This is a genomic window from Tropicimonas omnivorans (genome assembly GCF_031846565.1).
Classification (GTDB): Bacteria; Pseudomonadota; Alphaproteobacteria; order Rhodobacterales; family Rhodobacteraceae; genus Tropicimonas_B; species Tropicimonas_B omnivorans.
The window spans coordinates 1,011,182-1,030,463 of record NZ_JAVRHL010000001.1; the positions used below are offsets into that span (position 1 = coordinate 1,011,182).

At 62.9% G+C, this 19,282-nt stretch carries 15 protein-coding genes, 1 tRNA gene and 2 pseudogenes; 14 read left to right on the forward strand and 4 right to left on the reverse strand.

The window, feature by feature from the left end; translation table 11 throughout:
* Nucleotides 1-457 precede the first annotated feature (457 nt).
* The 3 genes and pseudogenes from RM543_RS04825 to RM543_RS04835 all read left to right on the forward strand — a co-directional run.
* Nucleotides 458-547, forward strand: a tRNA-Ser gene (locus RM543_RS04825).
* A gap of 251 nt (nucleotides 548-798) precedes the next feature.
* Nucleotides 799-1,107 (forward strand): hypothetical protein, encoded by a 309-nt coding sequence (locus tag RM543_RS04830; protein ID WP_311689748.1) that lies wholly within the window; start codon nucleotides 799-801, stop codon nucleotides 1,105-1,107.
* A gap of 94 nt (nucleotides 1,108-1,201) precedes the next feature.
* Nucleotides 1,202-1,587, forward strand: a pseudogene (locus RM543_RS04835) (transposase); the annotation flags it as partial.
* An 82-nt stretch (nucleotides 1,588-1,669) separates the two neighbouring features.
* On the opposite strand, the pseudogene RM543_RS04840 reads toward RM543_RS04835, so the two are convergent.
* Together RM543_RS04840 and RM543_RS04845 are read right to left on the reverse strand one after the other, a co-directional pair.
* Nucleotides 1,670-1,882, reverse strand: a pseudogene (locus RM543_RS04840) (IS5/IS1182 family transposase); the annotation flags it as partial.
* Between the two features lie 107 nt (nucleotides 1,883-1,989).
* Nucleotides 1,990-2,895, reverse strand: coding sequence for a LysR substrate-binding domain-containing protein (locus tag RM543_RS04845; RefSeq protein ID WP_311689749.1), 906 nt, complete (start codon nucleotides 2,893-2,895; stop codon nucleotides 1,990-1,992).
* A gap of 180 nt (nucleotides 2,896-3,075) precedes the next feature.
* Here RM543_RS04845 and RM543_RS04850 point away from each other — a divergent pair, with 180 nt between their 5' ends.
* The 11 genes from RM543_RS04850 to RM543_RS04900 all read left to right on the forward strand — a co-directional run bounded on the left by RM543_RS04850 (nucleotide 3,076) and on the right by RM543_RS04900 (nucleotide 17,112).
* Complete coding sequence (locus RM543_RS04850; RefSeq protein ID WP_311689750.1) at nucleotides 3,076-4,629, forward strand: ABC transporter substrate-binding protein; 1,554 nt, start codon at nucleotides 3,076-3,078, stop codon at nucleotides 4,627-4,629.
* Nucleotides 4,630-4,649: 20 nt separating this feature from the next.
* The gene (locus RM543_RS04855; protein ID WP_311689751.1) at nucleotides 4,650-5,594 is read left to right on the forward strand and encodes an ABC transporter permease; all 945 of its coding nucleotides are present in this window, start codon (nucleotides 4,650-4,652) and stop codon (nucleotides 5,592-5,594) included.
* On the forward strand, nucleotides 5,591-6,445 hold the full coding sequence (locus RM543_RS04860) for an ABC transporter permease (RefSeq protein WP_311689752.1): 855 nt from the start codon (nucleotides 5,591-5,593) through the stop codon (nucleotides 6,443-6,445). The genes RM543_RS04855 and RM543_RS04860 overlap by 4 nt, the downstream gene beginning before the upstream one ends.
* Nucleotides 6,442-7,431 (forward strand): ABC transporter ATP-binding protein, encoded by a 990-nt coding sequence (locus RM543_RS04865; protein WP_311689753.1) that lies wholly within the window; start codon nucleotides 6,442-6,444, stop codon nucleotides 7,429-7,431. Before RM543_RS04860 ends, RM543_RS04865 begins: the two co-directional genes overlap by 4 nt.
* Nucleotides 7,415-8,392: an ABC transporter ATP-binding protein gene (locus RM543_RS04870; protein ID WP_311689754.1), complete on the forward strand. Its 978-nt coding sequence runs from the start codon at nucleotides 7,415-7,417 to the stop codon at nucleotides 8,390-8,392. The genes RM543_RS04865 and RM543_RS04870 overlap by 17 nt, the downstream gene beginning before the upstream one ends.
* 2 nt (nucleotides 8,393-8,394) lie before the next feature.
* Complete coding sequence (locus tag RM543_RS04875) at nucleotides 8,395-10,725, forward strand: molybdopterin-dependent oxidoreductase (protein ID WP_311689755.1); 2,331 nt, start codon at nucleotides 8,395-8,397, stop codon at nucleotides 10,723-10,725.
* Nucleotides 10,718-12,214 (forward strand): aldehyde dehydrogenase, encoded by a 1,497-nt coding sequence (locus RM543_RS04880; protein WP_311689756.1) that lies wholly within the window; start codon nucleotides 10,718-10,720, stop codon nucleotides 12,212-12,214. Before RM543_RS04875 ends, RM543_RS04880 begins: the two co-directional genes overlap by 8 nt.
* Complete coding sequence (locus RM543_RS04885) at nucleotides 12,214-13,518, forward strand: NAD(P)/FAD-dependent oxidoreductase (protein WP_311689757.1); 1,305 nt, start codon at nucleotides 12,214-12,216, stop codon at nucleotides 13,516-13,518. The genes RM543_RS04880 and RM543_RS04885 overlap by 1 nt, the downstream gene beginning before the upstream one ends.
* Nucleotides 13,519-14,092: 574 nt before the next feature.
* Nucleotides 14,093-15,037, forward strand: a complete 945-nt coding sequence (locus tag RM543_RS04890) for a Bug family tripartite tricarboxylate transporter substrate binding protein (RefSeq protein ID WP_311689758.1) — start codon at nucleotides 14,093-14,095, stop codon at nucleotides 15,035-15,037.
* 96 nt (nucleotides 15,038-15,133) lie between these two features.
* Nucleotides 15,134-15,604: a tripartite tricarboxylate transporter TctB family protein gene (locus RM543_RS04895; protein ID WP_311689759.1), complete on the forward strand. Its 471-nt coding sequence runs from the start codon at nucleotides 15,134-15,136 to the stop codon at nucleotides 15,602-15,604.
* Nucleotides 15,589-17,112, forward strand: a complete 1,524-nt coding sequence (locus RM543_RS04900; protein ID WP_311689760.1) for a tripartite tricarboxylate transporter permease — start codon at nucleotides 15,589-15,591, stop codon at nucleotides 17,110-17,112. Before RM543_RS04895 ends, RM543_RS04900 begins: the two co-directional genes overlap by 16 nt.
* 490 nt (nucleotides 17,113-17,602) lie before the next feature.
* Here RM543_RS04900 and RM543_RS04905 read toward each other — a convergent pair whose 3' ends face one another.
* The gene (locus RM543_RS04905; protein WP_311689761.1) at nucleotides 17,603-18,430 is read right to left on the reverse strand and encodes an ABC transporter ATP-binding protein; all 828 of its coding nucleotides are present in this window, start codon (nucleotides 18,428-18,430) and stop codon (nucleotides 17,603-17,605) included.
* Nucleotides 18,431-18,451: 21 nt separating this feature from the next.
* Nucleotides 18,452-19,279: an ABC transporter permease gene (locus RM543_RS04910; RefSeq protein ID WP_311689762.1), complete on the reverse strand. Its 828-nt coding sequence runs from the start codon at nucleotides 19,277-19,279 to the stop codon at nucleotides 18,452-18,454.
* Nucleotides 19,280-19,282: the final 3 nt, after the last annotated feature.

Consider the following 19,282-nt stretch of genomic DNA (forward strand, 5'->3'; position numbering starts at 1 on the left):
ACGCGTGATGACGCCCGGCAGGACGGCTGAGTATTCGGGGATCATGGCTCCACCGGAGCGCCCGGACGTCGACGGCGGCGACGCCATGCCTCGGTCCGCGCACGGGCCGCGGTGGCATCGATCAGGAGGGATTGGAGGGGCCAGCCCAGCGGCTGCCGGTGAGGCTTCGGAGCGGGAGGACCTGCCCCCGGGGCCGGCTCGAACCCGGTGCGGCCGTAGAAGGCGGGTTCACCATAGGGAGGCAGCCGGCGGGACGTCGAAGCCGCCGAATCTTCGGACAAGCGCACAAATCATCCCGCTTCGCCCGAGGAGCTTTCCAGGGGACAACGTGCGGATCATGCCTGCAACCGGTGCCTTTCGGTGCCATTTCAAGGGCTTGTAGCCCCCAATCTCTTGATCGGCAGATGACGAAAATTCGCCTTGTGGATCCGTGGGTTGCACAGTTATACGGGTCAGCGGAGATGTGGCCGAGTGGTCGAAGGCGCTCCCCTGCTAAGGGAGTAGGCCCGGAAGGGTCTCGAGGGTTCGAATCCCTTCGTCTCCGCCATTTTGCCATGCGGCAAACGTCTAATGTCTTGATTTTCTTGCATTTTTATGACGGCCGCAGTAGCAAAATGTTATGCGTATTGGTATGCATCTTACTAGGCTCCTCGCAGAGAGCTCGATGCTTAGGTTTGACGTAAGCGCCTGCTCTCAGACAGGATAGACGGTGGTCTCCTGAACCAAACAGAGCAATCTGACCGCGTTCGCATTGCCTAAAGGAAAACTCCGAGGTCATGCGTCGTCGTCTCCGCTGCGATGCTGATCGACGGAGATACCGTACGCCTGGATGGGCCAAACGTGCGCCTGACGCGCGAGGGGAACGCGCCATACGACACACTGGAAACATGGCGGCCGCAAAACCGATCAGAGGCCAAGCTTGGAGATCAGAAAACCGGCGCAGCGCGGGCCATGACGGGGACGCTCTGCGTCATCGGCGGGCCGGGATCGGGCGGCTATGGCCGGATGCCGGGCGTCCTGTACGGCGCGGATGGGCGCGATGTTGGGCGGGCACACTTTGATCGCGGCCTCGTGAAAACGTCGATGAATGCTGATTGGTGCGCATGACCACCCTCGCGTGGGGCTGTCTATCGCCGCCATCCCATTTGTCGCCACAACCATTCCTCTTCCTTCCAAGGCTAGGCTTCATACCCATTGATTAGGGTTGGCGGCCGAGGGCACGGAACGGAAGACGATTATGATCGATGCGACCTACCTCAGGGCTCATCGCACGGTCTCCAGCCTGCGGTTGAAAAAAGGGGGGCGTGGCAGGCTGATCGGGCGGACGAAAGGCGGGATGAACACGAAGCTTCAAGCCGTCACCGGCAGTATCGGGCGTCCGATACGGTTCTTCACACAGCCGGTCAAGTCAGTGACTACACCGGGGCCAGGGCTTTGATGGGGCGCTTGCCAGCGGCAGAATGGATGTTGGGAAATTGCGGGTATGATGCTAATTGGTTCTGCGAAGATTTTGTCGATAAGGGGATAACCCCAGGCATTCGGGGGCGGAAGTCGCGCGACGAGCCAATTAGATATAACAAACGCCGCTAAAAGCGCTGCAGCACTGATCCTCAAAATTTTGGGACACATCTATCCCAGTTGTTGGACCCCTTTCAGGGGGCTACCGCAGTCGGTCGGGGTCTCTTGCGGCGACGCGGTCCCCAAAGGCTTTAAGGCAGCGCTTCTTCCCCTCGATCCAGCTTCGGACATTGTATCAGGTTAAGCGTTTCCAAAATGCCCTGCCATAGTGCCGGGTAACGCGTAGCGTTTCGTTCCCGGCACTGGCGGCCGGGCAGCCCTCTTTCCAGGGTCGACCGCTCTTTCGGATAGGTATGACTGGGCTGTCCTGTCGGTTGGCCGACGCAACCTCTATAGCCCACTTACGATGATCTTCTGGTCATCGATCTTTCCTCTCGAAACCAGGGTCGACGTCATCGTCGCCGAAACCGGTCAGAGGAAGGCATCCGTTTTGTAGACCTGGCTGATCTCCTCGAGAGTCTCTACGAACGTCTCCATGTAGGGGCCGCCTTGGGCCGTTTCCGGAACCACCAGCGTCAGCTCGAATTTGGTGTCGGTCGCGAACTTGCGCACGGTTCCATTGCGGGACCGGTGAACGTGGGCCGCAAAGGTATCCACGATCGCGATGCCGCAGCCATTCTCGACGAGCGACCACGTGCTTTTGCTCAGGTGAACACGCAGGCGTACGATCGGTTGCGGCGTGATCCCGGACAGGACCCGATCGAGCATGATCCCGGATACCGAGGTATCTGCGTATCCGATCAGGTGCCGGCCGGCGAGGTCCTCCGGGGTGATGCAGTCCTTCGCGGCCAGCGGGTCACCCGGGGGGAGGAGGCAGTAATACGGAAAGCTGCTGCGCCAGATCGCACGCGCCCCGGCGACCGCCTGGCGCAGGGATACCAGCCCAAGGGTGTAGAGGCCCCCGCGGACGCGCGGAATGATGTGATTGCTGTGGGCGGACTGGAGTTCCACCGAGGTGTCGGGAAACCGGGTGGTGAGCTTGGCCACGACATCCGGCAGAAGCGTCGTGGCGACGACGGGCATGGCGGCGGCCGTCACCGAATCGATTTCACCATTGGCAATTTTCTTGACCTGCGCTTCGAGTTCCCGGAGCCCGACGAACGCGCGGTCAACCTCGGCCAATAAACCAAATGCCTGCTTTGTGGGCGTCACGCTGTTTCCGCTGCGATGAAAAAGCGTCAACCCCGTGCGGGCTTCAAGCTCGCGGATATGGCGGGAGACCGCGGGCTGCGAAATCCGAAGCCGCTGCGCAGCGCCGATCAGCGAGCCATACAACATCGTTTCCCGAAATACCTCGAGAGATCTCTGGTTGAGCATAACTTTTCCTGTTGCTGGCGTCAGCTAACAGTATTTGACTTATACTCAACCTGCTGAACTTCCTAGACGGGACACGATTGGCGCCTTCCCTCGGCGGGAAAGCAGCCGGCGCGTCGATACGCGGTCCTTGCCAAGACTCTCTGATCGCTTCGTCCAACAGAGAACCTGGAGGTTCACATAATGAAACTAAAAAAATCTGTAATCCTGTCGCTGTCGACGGCCCTGACAGTGCTGGCGGCCAACCCGACGCTGGCGGACGGCGTCCTAAAATATGGCATGGCGGCGCAGGACCTCGGCACGATGGATCCGCACCGCGCCACGACCACGCCGGACAAGCCGATCACCGGCTGGCTGTTCAACGGGCTGGTGCGCTTTGCTCCCGGATCGGACGACATCGGCGCGCTGGAGCCCGATCTGGCCGAAAGCTGGGAAAGCAACGAGGACGGCACGGAGTGGACGTTCAAACTGCGCGAGGACGTAGAGTTTCATCACGGCTACGGAAAGGTGACGGCCGAGGATGTGGTCTATTCGCTCAACCGCAGCGCGGACCCGGATTCGTCGGCCTTTTCCGCCGACTACGCTGCCATCGACACGATCGAAGCCGTCGATCCGATGACCGTTCGCATCACTCTGAGCAGCTCGGTGCCGGCCTTCCTCGGGCTGGTGGCGAATTATCATGGGGGCAACATCGTCTCCAAGAAGGCCGCCGAGGAACTGGGCGCCGATTTCGGCACGAAGCCGGTCGGCACGGGCCCGTTCATGGTCGATGAATATGTGCCGCAGGAGCGGGTCAGCTTCGTGGCCAATCCCGATTACTTCCGGGGCGCGCCGAAACTGGACGGGATCGATTACCGCTATATCCCGTCCGATTCCTCGCGCGATCTGGCGCTGAAAGCGGGCGAACTGGATGTCTCCTACGGGCGGCAGGATCAGGAATGGATCGATGCCACCGAGTCGCGGGACGGGCTGGTCGTGGACATCATGCGCCCGGCCGAACTTCAACAATTCCACCTGAACACCTCGTCCGCGCCGCTGGACAATATCGAGGTGCGCCGCGCGGTGGCCACGGCCCTGAACCGGCCCGAGTTCATCCAGTTCGTCGGCGACAGCCTGGCGCAGCCTGCCGGTTCCGTCGTGCCGAACGGCAACCTTGGATGGGACGACTCGACCCCGATCTACGGGGAAGGCGATCCGGAAGCCGCGAAGCAGATGCTGGCGGATGCCGGGTATCCGGACGGCATTACCCTGAAGATGGTGCAGACCTCGCTGCCGACGATGCTGGGGGTCGCCCAGGTGGCTCAGGCACAGCTGGCGCTGGCGGACATCGACCTTCAACTGGATGTCGTGGATCACCAGACCTTCCACTCGCAGATCCGCGATGACCTCAGCCAGGTCGTCTATTATTCGGCGGCGCGTTTCCCGGTTGCCGATGTGTTCCTGAGCCAGTTCTTCCACTCGGATTCGACCGTCGCCACCCCGACCGGGGCCACCAACTTCTCGCATTGCGACGTGGCCGACGAGGAAATCGTGAGCGCGCGGAGTGAAACGGATACCGACACGCAGAACGCGCTTTGGGCAGAGGCACAAGCGAAGATCATCGAGAATATCTGCGCCGTCCCGCTGTACGAACAGCTGATCGCCTATGGTCGCAGCGAAAACGTGGACTGGGGGTATGACCTTCAGGCCGAGATGCATCTCGGACCGATCGTCACGGAAAACTCCGACCTCAAGTAAACGGCTCGAAAGGCGAGGGTATGCTGGGCTATTTCGGAAAACGACTGCTGACGTTGATACCAACACTGTTCGCGGTGCTGACGCTGGCTTTCGTGCTGGTGCGTATCGTCCCGGGCGACCCGGCCCTGATCATCCTTGGTGATCAGGCCACGCCCGAGGCGATCGCGCGCTTTCACGAGGCCACCGGATTGGACCAGCCGATCTGGCGGCAATTCCTCGCCTTTCTTTCGCAGCTTGCCCACGGAGATCTGGGCGTCTCGATGATCTCCAACCGACCGGTTCTGACCTCGATCATTGAGGTTCTTCCCTACACCCTGGAGCTGTCCTTCGCGGGTGTCCTCGTCGGGGTCGTGCTGGGCGTTCCGCTTGGCGTGATCGCGGCACGGTCCAACGGCGGCGTGGCCGACTGGGCCATCCGGATCGTCACGCTGGGCGGGCTGTCGTTTCCCGCCTTCGTGTCGGCGGTGCTGATGCTGCTGGTCTTCGCGGTCTGGCTGGGATGGTTTCCGGTGATCTCGACCGCCAAGCCGATCACGGACCCGATCGGCAGGCTGAATTCGCTCGCCCTGCCGGCAATCAACCTCGGCCTCGTGATGATGGCCTATGTGGCACGTGTCACGCGGGGGGGCATGATGAACATCATGCGTTCCGACTACATCCGCACGGCTCGGGCCAAAGGCGTTCCGGCGCGCCGGATCGTCTGGAAACACGCGCTGCGCAACGTGCTGCTGGCGGTCGTGACCTTCACCGGCCTCTATTTCAGCGTGCTGATCGGCAATTCCGTCCTGACCGAGATCGTCTTCAACCGTCCGGGTCTGGGCAAGCTGGTGATCGGTGCGCTCGAGCGGCGGGACTACACGCTGCTGCAGGGGCTGGTCGTGGCCTATGCGATCCTCGTCGTGCTGGTCAACGCGCTGACGGATCTTTGCTACGGGCTCGTGGACCCGAGGGTGAAAACATCATGACAAACACAACCACCGCGGTGGCCCCGGCGCGCAAACGGCACACGCCAGGCCGTGCCGCGATCATCATCGGCGCGACGATCGTCGGCATCGTGCTGCTGGCCGCGATCTTTGCCCCGCTCATCGCGCCGCACGATCCCTATGCCCAATCGATGCTGGCACGGTTCCGGCCGCCATCGGCAGAATACTGGCTGGGCACCGACAGGTTCGGACGCGATACCTTCTCGCGCATCCTGTTCGGCCTGCGCATAACCCTCTGGACGGCACTGGCCTCCACGGCGCTTGCGATGGTCGCGGGCACGTCTGTCGGTATCCTCTCGGGGTATTACGGCGGACGGGTTGACCGCTGGGTCTCTGCCGCGAACGACCTTCTGATGAGCTTCCCCCAGATGGTTGCGGGCATCATCATCGTGGCCTTGCTGGGCCCAGGCGTCACCAACCTGATCATCGCGATCGCAATTACCGCCTTTCCCGCCTTCTACCGCATGGCCCGCTCGGCGGCGCTGGCGTTGCGCGACCGCGAGTACATCGACGCCTGCCGGGTGCTCGGCTATTCGGACGTGCGGATCGTGGCGCGGCACATCCTGCCGGAAACTCTGGATGACATGATCATCATCGCCACGCTCTGGCTGGCCACCGCGGTGCGGACCGAAAGCTCGCTGGCCTTCATCGGACTGGGCGCGCCCCCGCCCGCGGCGACCCTGGGCGGCCTGGTGCGCGAAGGGTTCGACAACCTGCTCGACTACCCGGGGCTCGCCATCTGGCCCTCGCTTGCGATCCTGATCGTGATGATCGGCCTGAACTTGATGGGCGACGGTCTGCGCGACGCGAATGATCCGAGGGCGTCCTCATGACCGTTCTGACTATCGAGAACCTGCGCACGACGCTGCGGCTGGACAGCGGCGACTGCGACGCCCTGCGCGAGGTCTCCTTCAGCGTCGACGAAGGTGAAACCCTGGCCATCGTCGGGGAGAGCGGCTGCGGCAAGAGCATGCTGGCGATGTCGATCATGGGTCTTCTGCCGTCGATCGCCACGATCAGCGAAGGGCATGTCGTCCTGGGGTCGCGCGCCATCGAAGCCGAGCCGGAAGCCGCCATGGAGAAAGTCCGCGGCGCGGAAATCGGCATGGTCTTTCAAGAGCCGATGACGGCGCTGAACCCGGTGTTTACGGTCGGCTCGCAGATCGCCGAACCGCTGCGCGACCACCTTGGCCTGTCCAGGGCAGAGGCCCGGAAGACCGCGATCGACCTGATGGAGCGTGTGCGGATCCCATCCGCGGCGAGTCGCTACGATTCCTATCCGCACGAGTTTTCGGGCGGGATGCGTCAGCGCGTGGTGATCGCGTTGGCCATCGCCTGCCGCCCCAAGCTGCTGATCGCGGATGAACCGACGACCGCGCTCGACGTGACGGTGCAGCGCCAGATCCTCGATCTGCTCGATACGCTGCAGGATCAGGAAAAGATGGGCATGCTGCTGATCACCCACAATCTTGCCATCGTGGCCGGGCATGCCGACCGCGTGGTCGTGATGTACGGTGGCGACGTGGTGGAACAGGCCACGGTCCGCGACCTGTTCCGAAGTCCCGCCCACCCCTATGCGCGCGCCCTGCTTGCCAGCCTGCCAAGGGTCGATCGTGATCTGTCCGAGCTTGCCTCGATCCCCGGTCGCGTTCCGCCCCTGGCGAAACTGCCCGACGGGTGCCGGTTCATCGATCGCTGCCCGCACGCGATGGACGTCTGCGGGAAAATGCCGCCCGCGGTCGAGCTGGGCCAAGGCACCAGACACACCGTCCGTTGCTGGCTGCACGTCGAGGGAGGGTCGGATGCTGCTGTCGGTTGATGCGCTCAAGGTGGTCTATCAGGTCAAGCGAGGATGGCCTTTGCCGAAAACCCACCTGCTGAAGGCCGTGGACGGTGTCAGCTTCGAGATCGCCGCGGGCGAGGCGTTGGGCATCGTCGGGGAAAGCGGCTGCGGGAAAAGCACCGTCGCGCGCGCGATCCTGCGTCTGGTCGAACCGGAGGCCGGCCGCGTTGCCTACGCCGGCACCGATGTCTCGCACCTGCCGCTGAGGGAACTGCGCCGCCTGCGTCCCATGGTGCAGATGATCTTCCAGGACCCGGCAGCCTCGCTTTCGCCCCGGATGCGCATCGGCGACGCACTGGCCGAAGCCATCCGGGTGCACGGCATTGCCGAAGGGTCTGCCATCGACGATCTGGTCGCCAGCACCCTGACCGAAGTCGGCCTGTCGCCCGACGTGGCCGGGCGCTATCCGCATGAATTCTCGGGCGGGCAAAAACAGCGGATCGGCATCGCGCGCGCGCTGGTGCTATCGCCGAAGCTGATCATCGCGGATGAACCGGTTTCGGCCCTCGACATGTCCGTGCAGGCGCAGATTCTCAACCTGATGGCCCGGCTGAAATCCGAACGCGGGATCGCCTTTGCGTTCATCTCGCACGATCTGGGCGTGGTCCGGCATTTCTGCGAGCGGACGGCCGTGATGTATCTGGGGCAGATCATCGAAAGCGGCGCCACGCGCGAGATCTTCGATGCGCCCCTCCATCCCTATACCCGGTTGCTGCGCAGCGTCTCGCCGGTCCCGGACCCCGAGCGCGACTCGGCCCCGACAGTGCCGGAAGGCGAGCCGCCGTCACCGCTCGATCCGCCAGGTGGCTGCCGCTTCAACCCCCGCTGCCCCTTCGCCACGGATCTGTGCCGGACGGTCATTCCCGAACTGCGCCCGGTCAACGCGCGCAACGTTGCGTGCCACCACGCTGAATCACTGCCGTCCGAGGGATTTTGACCGTGCCCGATAGTGTCGTTCATTCCAGCCACTGGGGCGCGTTTCGTGCGGGGCGCGGCACCGACGGGCTGGATATCCAGCCCCACGAAGGCGACCGCGCGCCCAGCCCGATCCTGCAGAACATGCGTCACGCCCTGGATCACCCTGCCCGCGTCCTGCGCCCGTCGGTGCGCGAAAGCTGGCTGCGCCGCGGCCCCGGACCACGCCCCCGCCCGATCGGCGAGCCCTTCGTCGAAGTCAGCTGGGACAGGGTCGCCGAGCTGTTGGCGAACGAAGTTCGGCGCGTGCGCGAGGCCCACGGCCCCGAGGGCGTCTACGGCGGCTCCTATGGCTGGGCCAGCGCGGGACGCTTTCACCATTCCCAGAGCCAGATACACCGGTTCCTGAACACCGCCTTCGGGGGATACGTCAGCGGGGTCAGCAGCTACAGCGCCGGTGCGGCGGCCCCCTTGCTGCCGCGCTTGATCGGAAGCTTCGCGGAGATCTCCCGAAACACCGTCTCGTGGAAACAGGTTGTGGCCGAGACCGAGCTGATCGTCAGCTTCGGTGGCATGCCGCCGCGCAACTCGGCGATCGGCAATGGCGGCGTCAGCGATCACATCGAACATGACTGCATGCGCCGGATCGCCGCTCGAGGCGGGGCCTTTCACCTGTTCTCCCCCATCAGCGACGACATGCCGGAGGACATCGGGACCGTCTGGCACGCGATCACGCCGGGAACCGACACGGCATTGATCCTGGCGATGGCCTATGTGCTGCAGGACGAAGGGCTGGAGGACACGGCATTCCTCGAGACGTACTGCGTCGGCTACGGGCGGTTTCTCGACTACCTGCTTGGCGATGCCGATGGAGGCCCCAAGACGCCGGCCTGGGCGGAGCGCATCACCGGAATCAAGGCCCAGACCATCGCCCAGCTTGCGCGCGATCTGGTCCGCAAGCGGTCGCTGATTTCCGTGGCGCATGCCGTGCAACGGGCGGAATACGGCGAGCAGCCCGTTTGGGCGGCGATGACACTGGCGGCAATGGTCGGACAGATCGGCCTGCCGGGCCGCGGCTTCACCTATGCCTTCGGATCGCTTGCGCATACCGGGCGCCAGAAAGTGGCGGTTCCCATTCCGGTTCTGCCGCAAGGCACGAACCGCTGCCAGGCCTTCATCCCCGTGGCGGCGATATCGGACATGTTGCTCAACCCGGGCGCGCCCTTCAGCTTCATGGGCGTCCAGCACGCCTATCCCGACATCCATCTTCTGTGGTGGGCCGGCGGAAACCCGTTCCACCACCATCAGGATCTGCATCGCCTGGCGCAGGCCATCGGGCGCGTCGATACCTTTGTCGTGCAGGAGCAGGTCTGGACCGCCACGGCAAAATCCGCCGACATCGTCCTGCCGATCTCTTTCTCGCTGGAACGGTCGGATTTCGGTGGGACGCGCAACGATCCCAGGCTGTTCGCCATGCAGAAGCTGTGCCCGCCGAAGGGCGACGTGCGTTCCGACTACGACGCCCTTTCGGCCGTGGCGGCTGCCCTGGGCCCGGCAGAGCACGCTGATTTCACGCAAGGCCGCTCGGCCGAGGACTGGTTGCGCCACCTGTACGAACCGACGCGCGCCTCGCTGGAGGCTATGGGCCTCGACGCCCCCGATTTCGACGCTTTCTGGGAAAAAGGCTGGATCGATCTGCCATGCCGGGACGACACCGGCGGGTTTCTCCAGGAGTTCCGCGACAATCCGGAGGGCCGGCCCTTGGGTACGCCAAGCGGGAAGATCGAGATCTTCTCGCAGGAGATTGCCGGCTACGGCTACGACGACGCCCCGGGATTGCCGGTCTGGCGCCCGCACAAGCGCGGCCCAACCCCCGATGAGCCCTTCATCCTGATCGCCAACGCCCCCTCGACGCGGCTGCACAGCCAGCTGGATTTCGGCGCGACATCGGCCGCGCACAAGGTCCAGGGCCGCGAAAAGGTCCGGGTCAATCCGGCGGACGCCGCGGCCCTCGGGCTGCAGGACGGCGACATCGCGCGGATGGAGAACGACCGGGGCGCGTGTCTTGCCGGGGTCCAGATCACCGAACATGTGCGCGCCGGCGTCGTTCACCTGCAAACCGGCGCCTGGTTCGATCCGCATGACGACCCCGAGGGGCTGGCGCCAGTATTCTGTGTCCATGGCAATGCGAATGTCCTGACGCACGACAAGGGCACATCGCAGCTGACCCACGGGTGCACCGGGCAGATCGGCCGCGTCGCGCTGCGCAAATGGACGGGCCCGGTGCCGCCCATCCGGGCCTTCGACCCGCCTCCCTTCTTGTCCAGTTCTTCGACGGAGCCTTCCCATGACTGACGCTGATCGTAATCGAGAGAAGGCCGCGAAGGTCAGGATCGAGACCAGGGCCTGGATCGACGGCGCGCCCGTCGATGCGCAGTCCGGCATGACATTTGTCACGCGCAATCCGGCAACCGGCGCGCCCCTGGCCGAGGTGGCCGCCTGCGATGCCGCCGACGTGGACATCGCGGTGAAGGCCGCCCGCCGCGCCTTCGATGCCGGCTCGTGGTCGCGGTGCGATCCGGTCGATCGCAAGAAGACGATGCTGAGGTTCGCTGAGCTGCTGAGGGATCACGGCGAGGAACTGTCGCTGCTGGAGTGCCTCGACAGCGGCAAGACAATCACCGACTGCCAGAACGAAGTGGCCGGCGAGGTGCCGGATTTCTTCCAGTGGTACGGCGAGGCGATCGACAAGAGCTTCGGGCGCGTCGCCCCCACCGGGCAAGGCGCTTTCTCCATGATCGTGCAGGAGCCCATCGGCGTCGCGGGCCTGATCGTGCCCTGGAACTTTCCGCTGCTCATGGCCGCGTGGAAGCTCGCCCCCGCCCTGGCGACGGGCTGCTCCGTCGTTCTGAAACCCGCCGAGCAGTCGCCGTTGACGGCGCTGCGCCTGGGTGAACTGGCCGCCGAGGCGGGGCTGCCCGACGGGGTGCTCAACATCCTGCCGGGCCTTGGCGAGCAGGCAGGCAAGGCCATCGGCCAGCACCCCGATATCGACATGGTCTCGTTCACCGGGTCGGGCGAAGTGGGCGCGTTCCTCCTGGGATACGCCGCGCAGTCCAACCTCAAGCCCGTGGGGCTGGAGCTGGGCGGCAAGAGCCCGTTCCTGGTGCTGGAAGGCGCCAGGATTTCAGATGCGCTGGTCGAGCACGCGGTCATGGCCGCGCTGTGGAATGGCGGCCAGAACTGCTCGGCCAACATGCGCCAGATCATCCACCGGCGGCACTACGACGCCTTCGTGGAACGCGTCCTGGCGCGGGTGAAAGACTTCAGCGTGGGCGATCCGATGGATCCGGCGACGGACATCGGCGCGATGATCACCGCCGAGCATCGCGACCGGGTGGCGGGATACCTGCAAGCCGGCAAGGACGAGGGCGCGCGCGTGCTGCTGGGCGGGACGGCGCCGGACGCCTCGGGCGGGTATTTCATCAGTCCCACGGTCTTCGACCAGGTCACGCCGGACATGAAGATCGCCCGTGAAGAGATCTTCGGGCCGGTGCTGGGCCTGATCGCCGTCGATACCGATGACGAGGCGCTGCAGATCGCCAGGGATACCGAATTCGGCCTGCACGCGTCGGTCTTTACCCAGGATATCGACCAGGCGTTCCGATTTGCCCGTGCCCTGCCGGTGGGAACCGTTTCGGTCAACGGCTTCTCGGAAGGCAATGTCGCGACGCCGTTCGGCGGGTATCGGCGTTCTGGATCGCTCAGCCGCGACAACGGGCTCGAGGCTATGGGCCAGTATCAGCAGACCAAGACCATCTGGATCGAACTGGAGGCGAAGTGATGGGTATCTCGGTGCCGGTCGCGCCCTTTGCCGGCGATCAGGATATGCCCAAGGCAGCGGATGTGGTGGTCGTCGGCGGCGGCATCGTCGGCGTGATGACCGCGCTGGAGCTCGCCGAAGCCGGGCTGTCTGTCGCCCTGTGCGAAAAGGGCGTGATCGCCGGTGAGCAATCCTCGCGCAACTGGGGATGGGTGCGGCAGATGGGCCGCGCCGAAGCCGAGTTGCCGCTCGCCGCCCACTCACTCGACCTCTGGCGCAACCTGGACGCGCGCATTCAAGGCGCAACCGGATTTCGCCAAACGGGGATCACCTATGCCGCATTTACCGAGCGTGATGCCAGACATTGGCAAGCCTGGCACGAGATCGGCAAACGCCATGGGGTCGAGACCGCGTTGCTCAGCGCCGAGCAGGTCAGGCAAGCAGCACCCGGCATTTCAGGCAAGGTTCGCATGGCCCTGTGGTCGCCGCACGATGGATGTGCCGAACCCTGGCTGGCTGTTCCCGCCATGGCCAACGCCGCGCGGAAGGCAGGTGCGCATATCCTGACGAGTTGCGCTGTCCGCTCGCTGGACATCGAGGCCGGGCGCGTCGCTGGAGTCATCACGGAACACGGTCGTATCCATGCACAGAAGGTCGTGATCGCAGGCGGGGCGTGGAGCCGGACGCTCCTCGGAAATCACGACATCGACTTCCCGCAATTGCGGGTCGTGGGCACCGTCGCCCGGGTGATGGGCGCGAAAGGTCTGCCCGAGCATCCCTTCGGGACCGAGGATTTCTCGTTCCGCCCGCGGCTTGACGGAGGGCACACGCTTGCCCTTCGCAACGCCAATATTGCAGAGATCCTCCCCGACAACTTTCGTCTGTTTCGCCAATACCTCCCGCGCCTGCGCGAAAACTGGCGCGAGTTCCACCTCCGCTTCGGACCCTCGTTCTTCAAGGCAATGGCAGTGCCGCGACACTGGGAGTCCGACACGTCCACGATCTTCGAAGCCGTCCGGACCCTCGAACCGAAGCCCTCGCGCCTGTTTCTCAAGCGCGCGCTTCGCAACGCCGGACGGTCCTTCCCGGCGTTCAACACCATAGAGACCACCCATGCCTGGGCAGGCGTGATCGACGTGACACCCGACGCCGTCCCGGTGATCGACCGCATTCCCGGATTGGCCGGAGCGTATCTGGCCTCCGGCTGTTCCGGCCACGGCTTCGGGCTAGGCCCCGGCATAGCCCGCCTGACTGCCGACCTGGTACTCGACCGCCCGCCCGTCGCCGACCCCTCACCCTTTCGTTGGGACCGTTTCAACGCGTAGACGCTGCCGATTTTTTCCAGCGCGAATGCGGGCGCGTCCGACAGCAAATGAACTGACCTCAGCCCCCGATCTCCTCCAGCTATTCGGAGAGGCCGCGGGTTGTGATCGGGCTCTGCAAGCGACCAGTATTGCGCAAGGGCATCGGCCACCGTCATCTCCGGCGGATCGACAAGACCAAGGGCGGCATCTGCCTCCCGTGCATCGAGGCGGCCCCTCGGGAAAGCCTGTTCGACTCGGGCGACGATCTCCGCCGCCGGCAGCTTGGCGACCCCGGCCTGCGCCGAAGCGTGCAGCCTGATCGGACGCAGCTTCAACATGCCCGGACGACGCCGCCACGGAAATTTCCACCAGAAATACGACACGACCTCATACGACAGGCCGTCCCCGTGCGGACAGCATCGGCAGCAACCGAAGAAGTCGGCGTTACTACCATTAACGGTCTTGATTTGAACCAAAAGTTCGATAGGCTTCATTTAGGGTATAGGGCGCGTACGACGCTCATCTTGCCTGGTGGCCTCGGTTCACCCTGAGCGGGCTGCATGAAAAGAAACGATAAAACAACATGGAGCCTCAGATGAAATCTTCTCTTGCGTTGGTGCCTGCGCTTGTTGCGTCGTCGATTATCCATCCCGTCGCAGCGCAGGACTACCCTGCCAGTTCGGTCGATGTGGTCATTCCATCCTCGCCAGGCAGCGGTGTCGATATTTTGGGACGCGCCTTTCTCGAGCAGCTGGGAGAGGAACTTGGAACCAGTTTCGTGCCTCTGAACCGTCCCGGCGCGGCAAACAGCATCGGCGTGACGCTGGTTGGGAATGCAAAGGCTGACGGGAGGACGCTTGGTCTAACCGCGGCCGGGCCCTTCGTGTCACAACTACATATGCAGGACCTTGCTTACGAATTCGACGACTTCACGTATATCTGCCAGGTCTTCGAAGTTCCCGTGGTTTTCGCTGTCCAAGAGGATTCTCCCCACAACTCGCTGGACGATATCGTCCAGGCGTCGAAAGGCGGCGAACGGATTCTCGTTAGCAGCGCGGGCGTCGCCACCATACCGCATGTGGCACTTTCGGAGCTGGCCTCGCAGACGGGAACGGAATTCACCCACGCGCCATATAATGGCGATGCGGCGGCCCTTCAGGCCGTTCTGGGGGGGGAGGTCGTCATGGGCGGCCTCGGTCTTGGCACCACGGTCAATCAGCCGGTCAAGATCATCGGTCTCTTCACCCGTGATCGAATTTCGCAGCTCCCTGATATGCCAACGGCGACCGAGGCGGGATACGAAATCGTCAAGACCGGTTCGGCCGGGCTCTTCGCGCCGGCTGATATCCCCGAGGAAGAACGCCAGATGCTTGAAACAGCCTGCGAAGCCGTCGTGACGGGCGCGGAGTTCAGTGACTTCGCGACGAGTCTCAACCAGGCGCCCAATTTCCTGAACAGCGCGGATTGGCTGTCCCGGTTGGAGGCGGATTCCGCCTCGAACAAGACTGTGATCGACGAGAATGGCCTCGGCATGCGCTGACGCCGATTTTCGCCGCGGGCGGGCGCATCCTCCAGGGCTGCGCCCCGACCTTCGAAGAAAACGCGGAGAAACTAGACCTTTTGATTGGGTGAGCCGATGCTCTCTATCATTCGCAACAAGGACATCGTCGCCGGTGCGGCGGTGATCGTGATCGGCGGCGTCTATGCCCTGACGTCGCTCGCTTATCCGATGGGAACGGCGGTCATGATGGGGCCAGGCTACCTTCCGTTCGTCCTGGGGACACTCCTCGTGTTCTTGGGCGTGGGGATTGCCGCGACGGGTGTTAGGCAAATCGTCGGAAAAGCCGAAAACCTGTACTCGCTCGAAGCGAACGTTCGGGCCATTGCGGTGCTACCCGCCTCAATCATCGTTTTCGGGCTAACGATCGAGACCTTCGGGCTTGGCCCGGCGACATGTCTGGCGGTCTGGTCGAGCACCCTGGCGGACCCTCGCATCTCTTTCCGGCAAGGTCTGATTACTTCCATCATCGTCGCCGCCTTCGGCGTCCTTCTGTTCCGAGTGGCGCTTGGCTTGCAAATCGAGGCAATCAAATGGCCGGTCTTTTGAGTCCTGATGCCGTCGCGGGCCTGCAATGGGCCCTGTCAGCGGATGCTCTGACGTATTGCACGCTCGGGGTTTGCCTCGGCATGATCGTAGGCGTGATACCGGGCGTGGGCGTCCTTGCCTCTGTGGCGCTTCTGATGCCGCTGACGTTCCATCTCGACCACATCACCGCAATCGCCATGCTGGCGGGCATTTACTATGGCTCGGCCTATGGCGGCTCTACGGCATCGATCCTTCTGAACCTACCGGGCACGGAGAGTACGGCAATAACCGCTCTCGATGGCTATCCGATGGCGAAAAAAGGCAAGGCCGGGGTGGCCCTCTTCGTCACGACTATTGCTTCTTTCGTCGGCAGTGTAATCGGCATCGTCCTGCTCGCAGGCTTCGCCTTCCCCATCGCGGCACTGGCATTGAAGTTCGGCTCACAGGAATACTTTGCGCTCATGGTTCTGGGCCTTGTCGCGGCATCGATGGTATCGGCTGCTACCAGAATGAAATCTCTGGTGACGATCGTTCTGGGCGTATCCATCGGGCTTATCGGTATCGACATAAATAGCGGCGTCGCTCGCCATACCTTCGGGATCCCCAGCCTTTATGACGGGGTCTCTATCGTGGCGGTGGCTCTTGGCATCTTTGGTCTCACCGAGCTGATCCGGAGCGCGGGGCAGCGGGAGGAAAAGGAGATCACCGAGAAGATCAGTTTTCGGAACATGCTGCCAACGCGGATGGAAATGAGACAATCCTGGCCCGCGATCCTGCGGGGCTCCGGCATTGGCTCTTTTTTCGGTGCGCTTCCCGGTACGGGCGGTGCGATCGCTTCATTCGTATCCTACGCGGTCGAACGGCGGATCAACCGGAAACCTGAGAAGTTCGGTTACGGCGCGATCGAAGGAATTTCGGGGCCGGAGGCGGCAAACAACGCAGCCGTGCAGACCTCGTTCATTCCGACACTCACGCTTGGCATTCCGGGTAATCCGGTCATGGCCCTGATCCTCGGCGTCCTGATGGTCCACGGTATCGCGCCTGGTCCACAATTTCTTGAGACCAATACCGAGATGTTCTGGGGACTGGTCGCCAGCTTTGTCATCGGCAACCTGATCCTGTTGATCCTGAATATTCCGCTGATCGGAATCTGGACGCGAATTCTGACGATCCCCTATTCCATTCTCTATCCATCGATCATCGGGTTCCTTTGTATAGGTGTCTACAGCGTAAGTTACGCGCCGGCGGAGCTTTACTTGCTGGCAGGACTTGGGCTTGTGGGGCATTTCATGATGGTCCTCGGCTTTCCGATCCCGCCATTGTTGATCGGGATCGTCCTGGGCCCCATGATCGAAGAGAACTTCCGTAGATCCATGCTGCTGCAGGGCGGCGATGTCATGGGCTTCTTTGGCAAGCCCTTCAGTGCCGCGATCCTGCTGCTATGCATCGCAATAGTGGTCGCATTGCCGCTTGCAGACCTGCGTGCGCGGCGCAGGGACCGTAAGGCGCGTGCGAACGCAAAGAGCTAGGACGTGATCGGCCGGCTTCTTTGATTGCGGACGAGAGTGTCCGACCTTCTGTGTAATAGGTGCCTGGTCCCCGCTTCCTATAAGGGAGCAAGACGATGGCGATTTCGAAGGAACTTCTGAAAGGCTGCGAGCAGCCTGAGGATCTGCCTGCGCCGCCGGGTTGATGAAGGAGCTGAAGATCAGCCTCATGTCATTCCCGACCGAGGACGCCGCCACGAAGTTGATCGATTTGGCGATCCGTAACTTCGAAAGGGATGGTGGAAACGTCCGGGAATAGTTTGCGGCCCGCAAACGGTTCGCGATAATGTTCGGCGAGCGCTTCGGCCCTTGAGCATCTTAAACCGCATGCGCCCGCCCGGATACGCAAACTTCAGAACACTCCCTTGCGGACACCGGTCTGGCGCGTCCGCCTCGCCTACGAAAGACGTTAGATCGGATATAGATACAGCGGCTAAATGCGTCTACCGCATCGCGTCCGTTTTCAATTTAATCAGGAGCCGAGCAGCTCTCGCTCGATGCCTTCCTCGACTTCATCGCGGATCAGGCTCCAGATCCCATTGACCATATCGATGAATTCTTTGCTCCTGCGGATCCCCGGATCGCGAGGGCGCGCGAAAGGCGGGGTAACAATCTTCTTGACGCGGCCGGGCCTGCTACTAAGGACCACGATACGGTCCGCTAGCAAAACCGCTTCGTCAATCTGATGGGTAACGAACACAACGGTGGAGTTCAGTCGCTGGGTCAGCGCCAGAAGCTCCGACTGCATCACTTCGCGGGTCTGCGCGTCGAGCGCCGCAAAGGGTTCGTCCATCAGCAGGAAATCCGGCTGCATGGCTAGGGCGCGGGCGATGTTCACCCGCTGTCGCATTCCGCCAGAAAGCTCGCGCGGAAAGTGCCGTCCGAAACCCGAGAGCTTCACCATCTCCAGCACGTCCGAAACCCTGCGGTTTTCCTTGTCGCGAGGTACACCCTGAAGCTCTAGGCCAAGACCGACATTACGCTGCACAGTCCTCCAGGGGATCAACGAGTCTGCCTGGAAGACGAAGCCCATAAGTGGCTCTTTCTCGACCCCGGTCCCGATCTGGACATTGCCCAACGTCGGCTCCACCAAGCCGCCGAGGATCTTCAGCAACGTCGTCTTGCCGCAGCCGCTTGCCCCGACGAGACAGACAAATTCATTGTGTCGGATCTCAAGATTGATGTCTTCGAGAACGACCATTTGCTCGTTCTGGGGCGTCGGATACGCCTTCGACACTTCGTTGATCCGAATGTTCTGAGCCTCTACCACGGTGTCAGCGTCTTTGGTCTGCATGTCCATTGTGATCCCCGCGGGCATTGTTCAGGTACGACGCGCCTCATAGGCGCGGCTCAGGGCATCCACAGCCATCATCATTGCAGCGCCCAGGAGTGCCAGCACGAAGACGTAGGCGAGGATTAGAGATACGTCGAACGTCTGAGACGCGACGAGGATGCGGTAGCCCATACCGGCATTCGAGCCCAGCAGTTCACCCGCAACAACGGCGGTGAACCCGCGTCCGACGGCAAGACGAATCCCGGTTGCGATGTAGGGGACCGATCCACGGATAATGATTTTGCTGATGATTTGCAGCGTCGAGGCACGCAGTGACCGCATCACGTCGATGAGATTGCGATCCGCGGACGATACGCCGAGGGCAGTGTTGATGAGGATAGGGAAGACCATCACGATGAAGCAGACGGCCACCTTCGACCAGATGCCGATGCCGAACCACAGGATGAACAGCGGCGTGAGCGCAATCAACGGCGTGGAGTAGCCGGCTGCCAACCAAGGTTCCATCAGGACGCCGACGGTGCGGAAATAGCCGACGATGACGCCGATACTTATTCCGGCAACGATCGCCATGACCGCGGCGATGCAGAATTCCGTGGCGGTGATCACGAAGTCGCTCCAGAGCGTTCCATCGACCGCAACGGAAAGCAGCCTGTCGAACGTGCGGATCGGCCCGGCGAACACCAGGTCGCCGTTCGTCAACATGGACAGAAGTTGCCAAATGGCGATTCCGGCAACCACAGACAGCGCCATTATGCCAACTTGGGCCCATCTCGCACGACGGGCCCTTTTCTTCTTGCCGGCTTCCCGGTCACGGAAAGCCTGTCGGTCATGGACGGCGTCGGGTGCAGCGGCCATATC

Bases quoted from the DNA above. Each gene is read 5' to 3' on its own strand.
- RM543_RS04830 (WP_311689748.1), top strand. From the start codon at position 799: ATGCTGATCGACGGAGATACCGTACGCCTGGATGGGCCAAACGTGCGC.
- RM543_RS04845 (WP_311689749.1), bottom strand. From the start codon at position 2,895: ATGCTCAACCAGAGATCTCTCGAGGTATTTCGGGAAACGATGTTGTAT.
- RM543_RS04850 (WP_311689750.1), top strand. From the start codon at position 3,076: ATGAAACTAAAAAAATCTGTAATCCTGTCGCTGTCGACGGCCCTGACA.
- RM543_RS04855 (WP_311689751.1), top strand. From the start codon at position 4,650: ATGCTGGGCTATTTCGGAAAACGACTGCTGACGTTGATACCAACACTG.
- RM543_RS04860 (WP_311689752.1), top strand. From the start codon at position 5,591: ATGACAAACACAACCACCGCGGTGGCCCCGGCGCGCAAACGGCACACG.
- RM543_RS04865 (WP_311689753.1), top strand. From the start codon at position 6,442: ATGACCGTTCTGACTATCGAGAACCTGCGCACGACGCTGCGGCTGGAC.
- RM543_RS04870 (WP_311689754.1), top strand. From the start codon at position 7,415: ATGCTGCTGTCGGTTGATGCGCTCAAGGTGGTCTATCAGGTCAAGCGA.
- RM543_RS04880 (WP_311689756.1), top strand. From the start codon at position 10,718: ATGACTGACGCTGATCGTAATCGAGAGAAGGCCGCGAAGGTCAGGATC.
- RM543_RS04885 (WP_311689757.1), top strand. From the start codon at position 12,214: ATGGGTATCTCGGTGCCGGTCGCGCCCTTTGCCGGCGATCAGGATATG.
- RM543_RS04890 (WP_311689758.1), top strand. From the start codon at position 14,093: ATGAAATCTTCTCTTGCGTTGGTGCCTGCGCTTGTTGCGTCGTCGATT.
- RM543_RS04895 (WP_311689759.1), top strand. From the start codon at position 15,134: ATGCTCTCTATCATTCGCAACAAGGACATCGTCGCCGGTGCGGCGGTG.
- RM543_RS04900 (WP_311689760.1), top strand. From the start codon at position 15,589: ATGGCCGGTCTTTTGAGTCCTGATGCCGTCGCGGGCCTGCAATGGGCC.
- RM543_RS04905 (WP_311689761.1), bottom strand. From the start codon at position 18,430: ATGGACATGCAGACCAAAGACGCTGACACCGTGGTAGAGGCTCAGAAC.
- RM543_RS04910 (WP_311689762.1), bottom strand. From the start codon at position 19,279: ATGGCCGCTGCACCCGACGCCGTCCATGACCGACAGGCTTTCCGTGAC.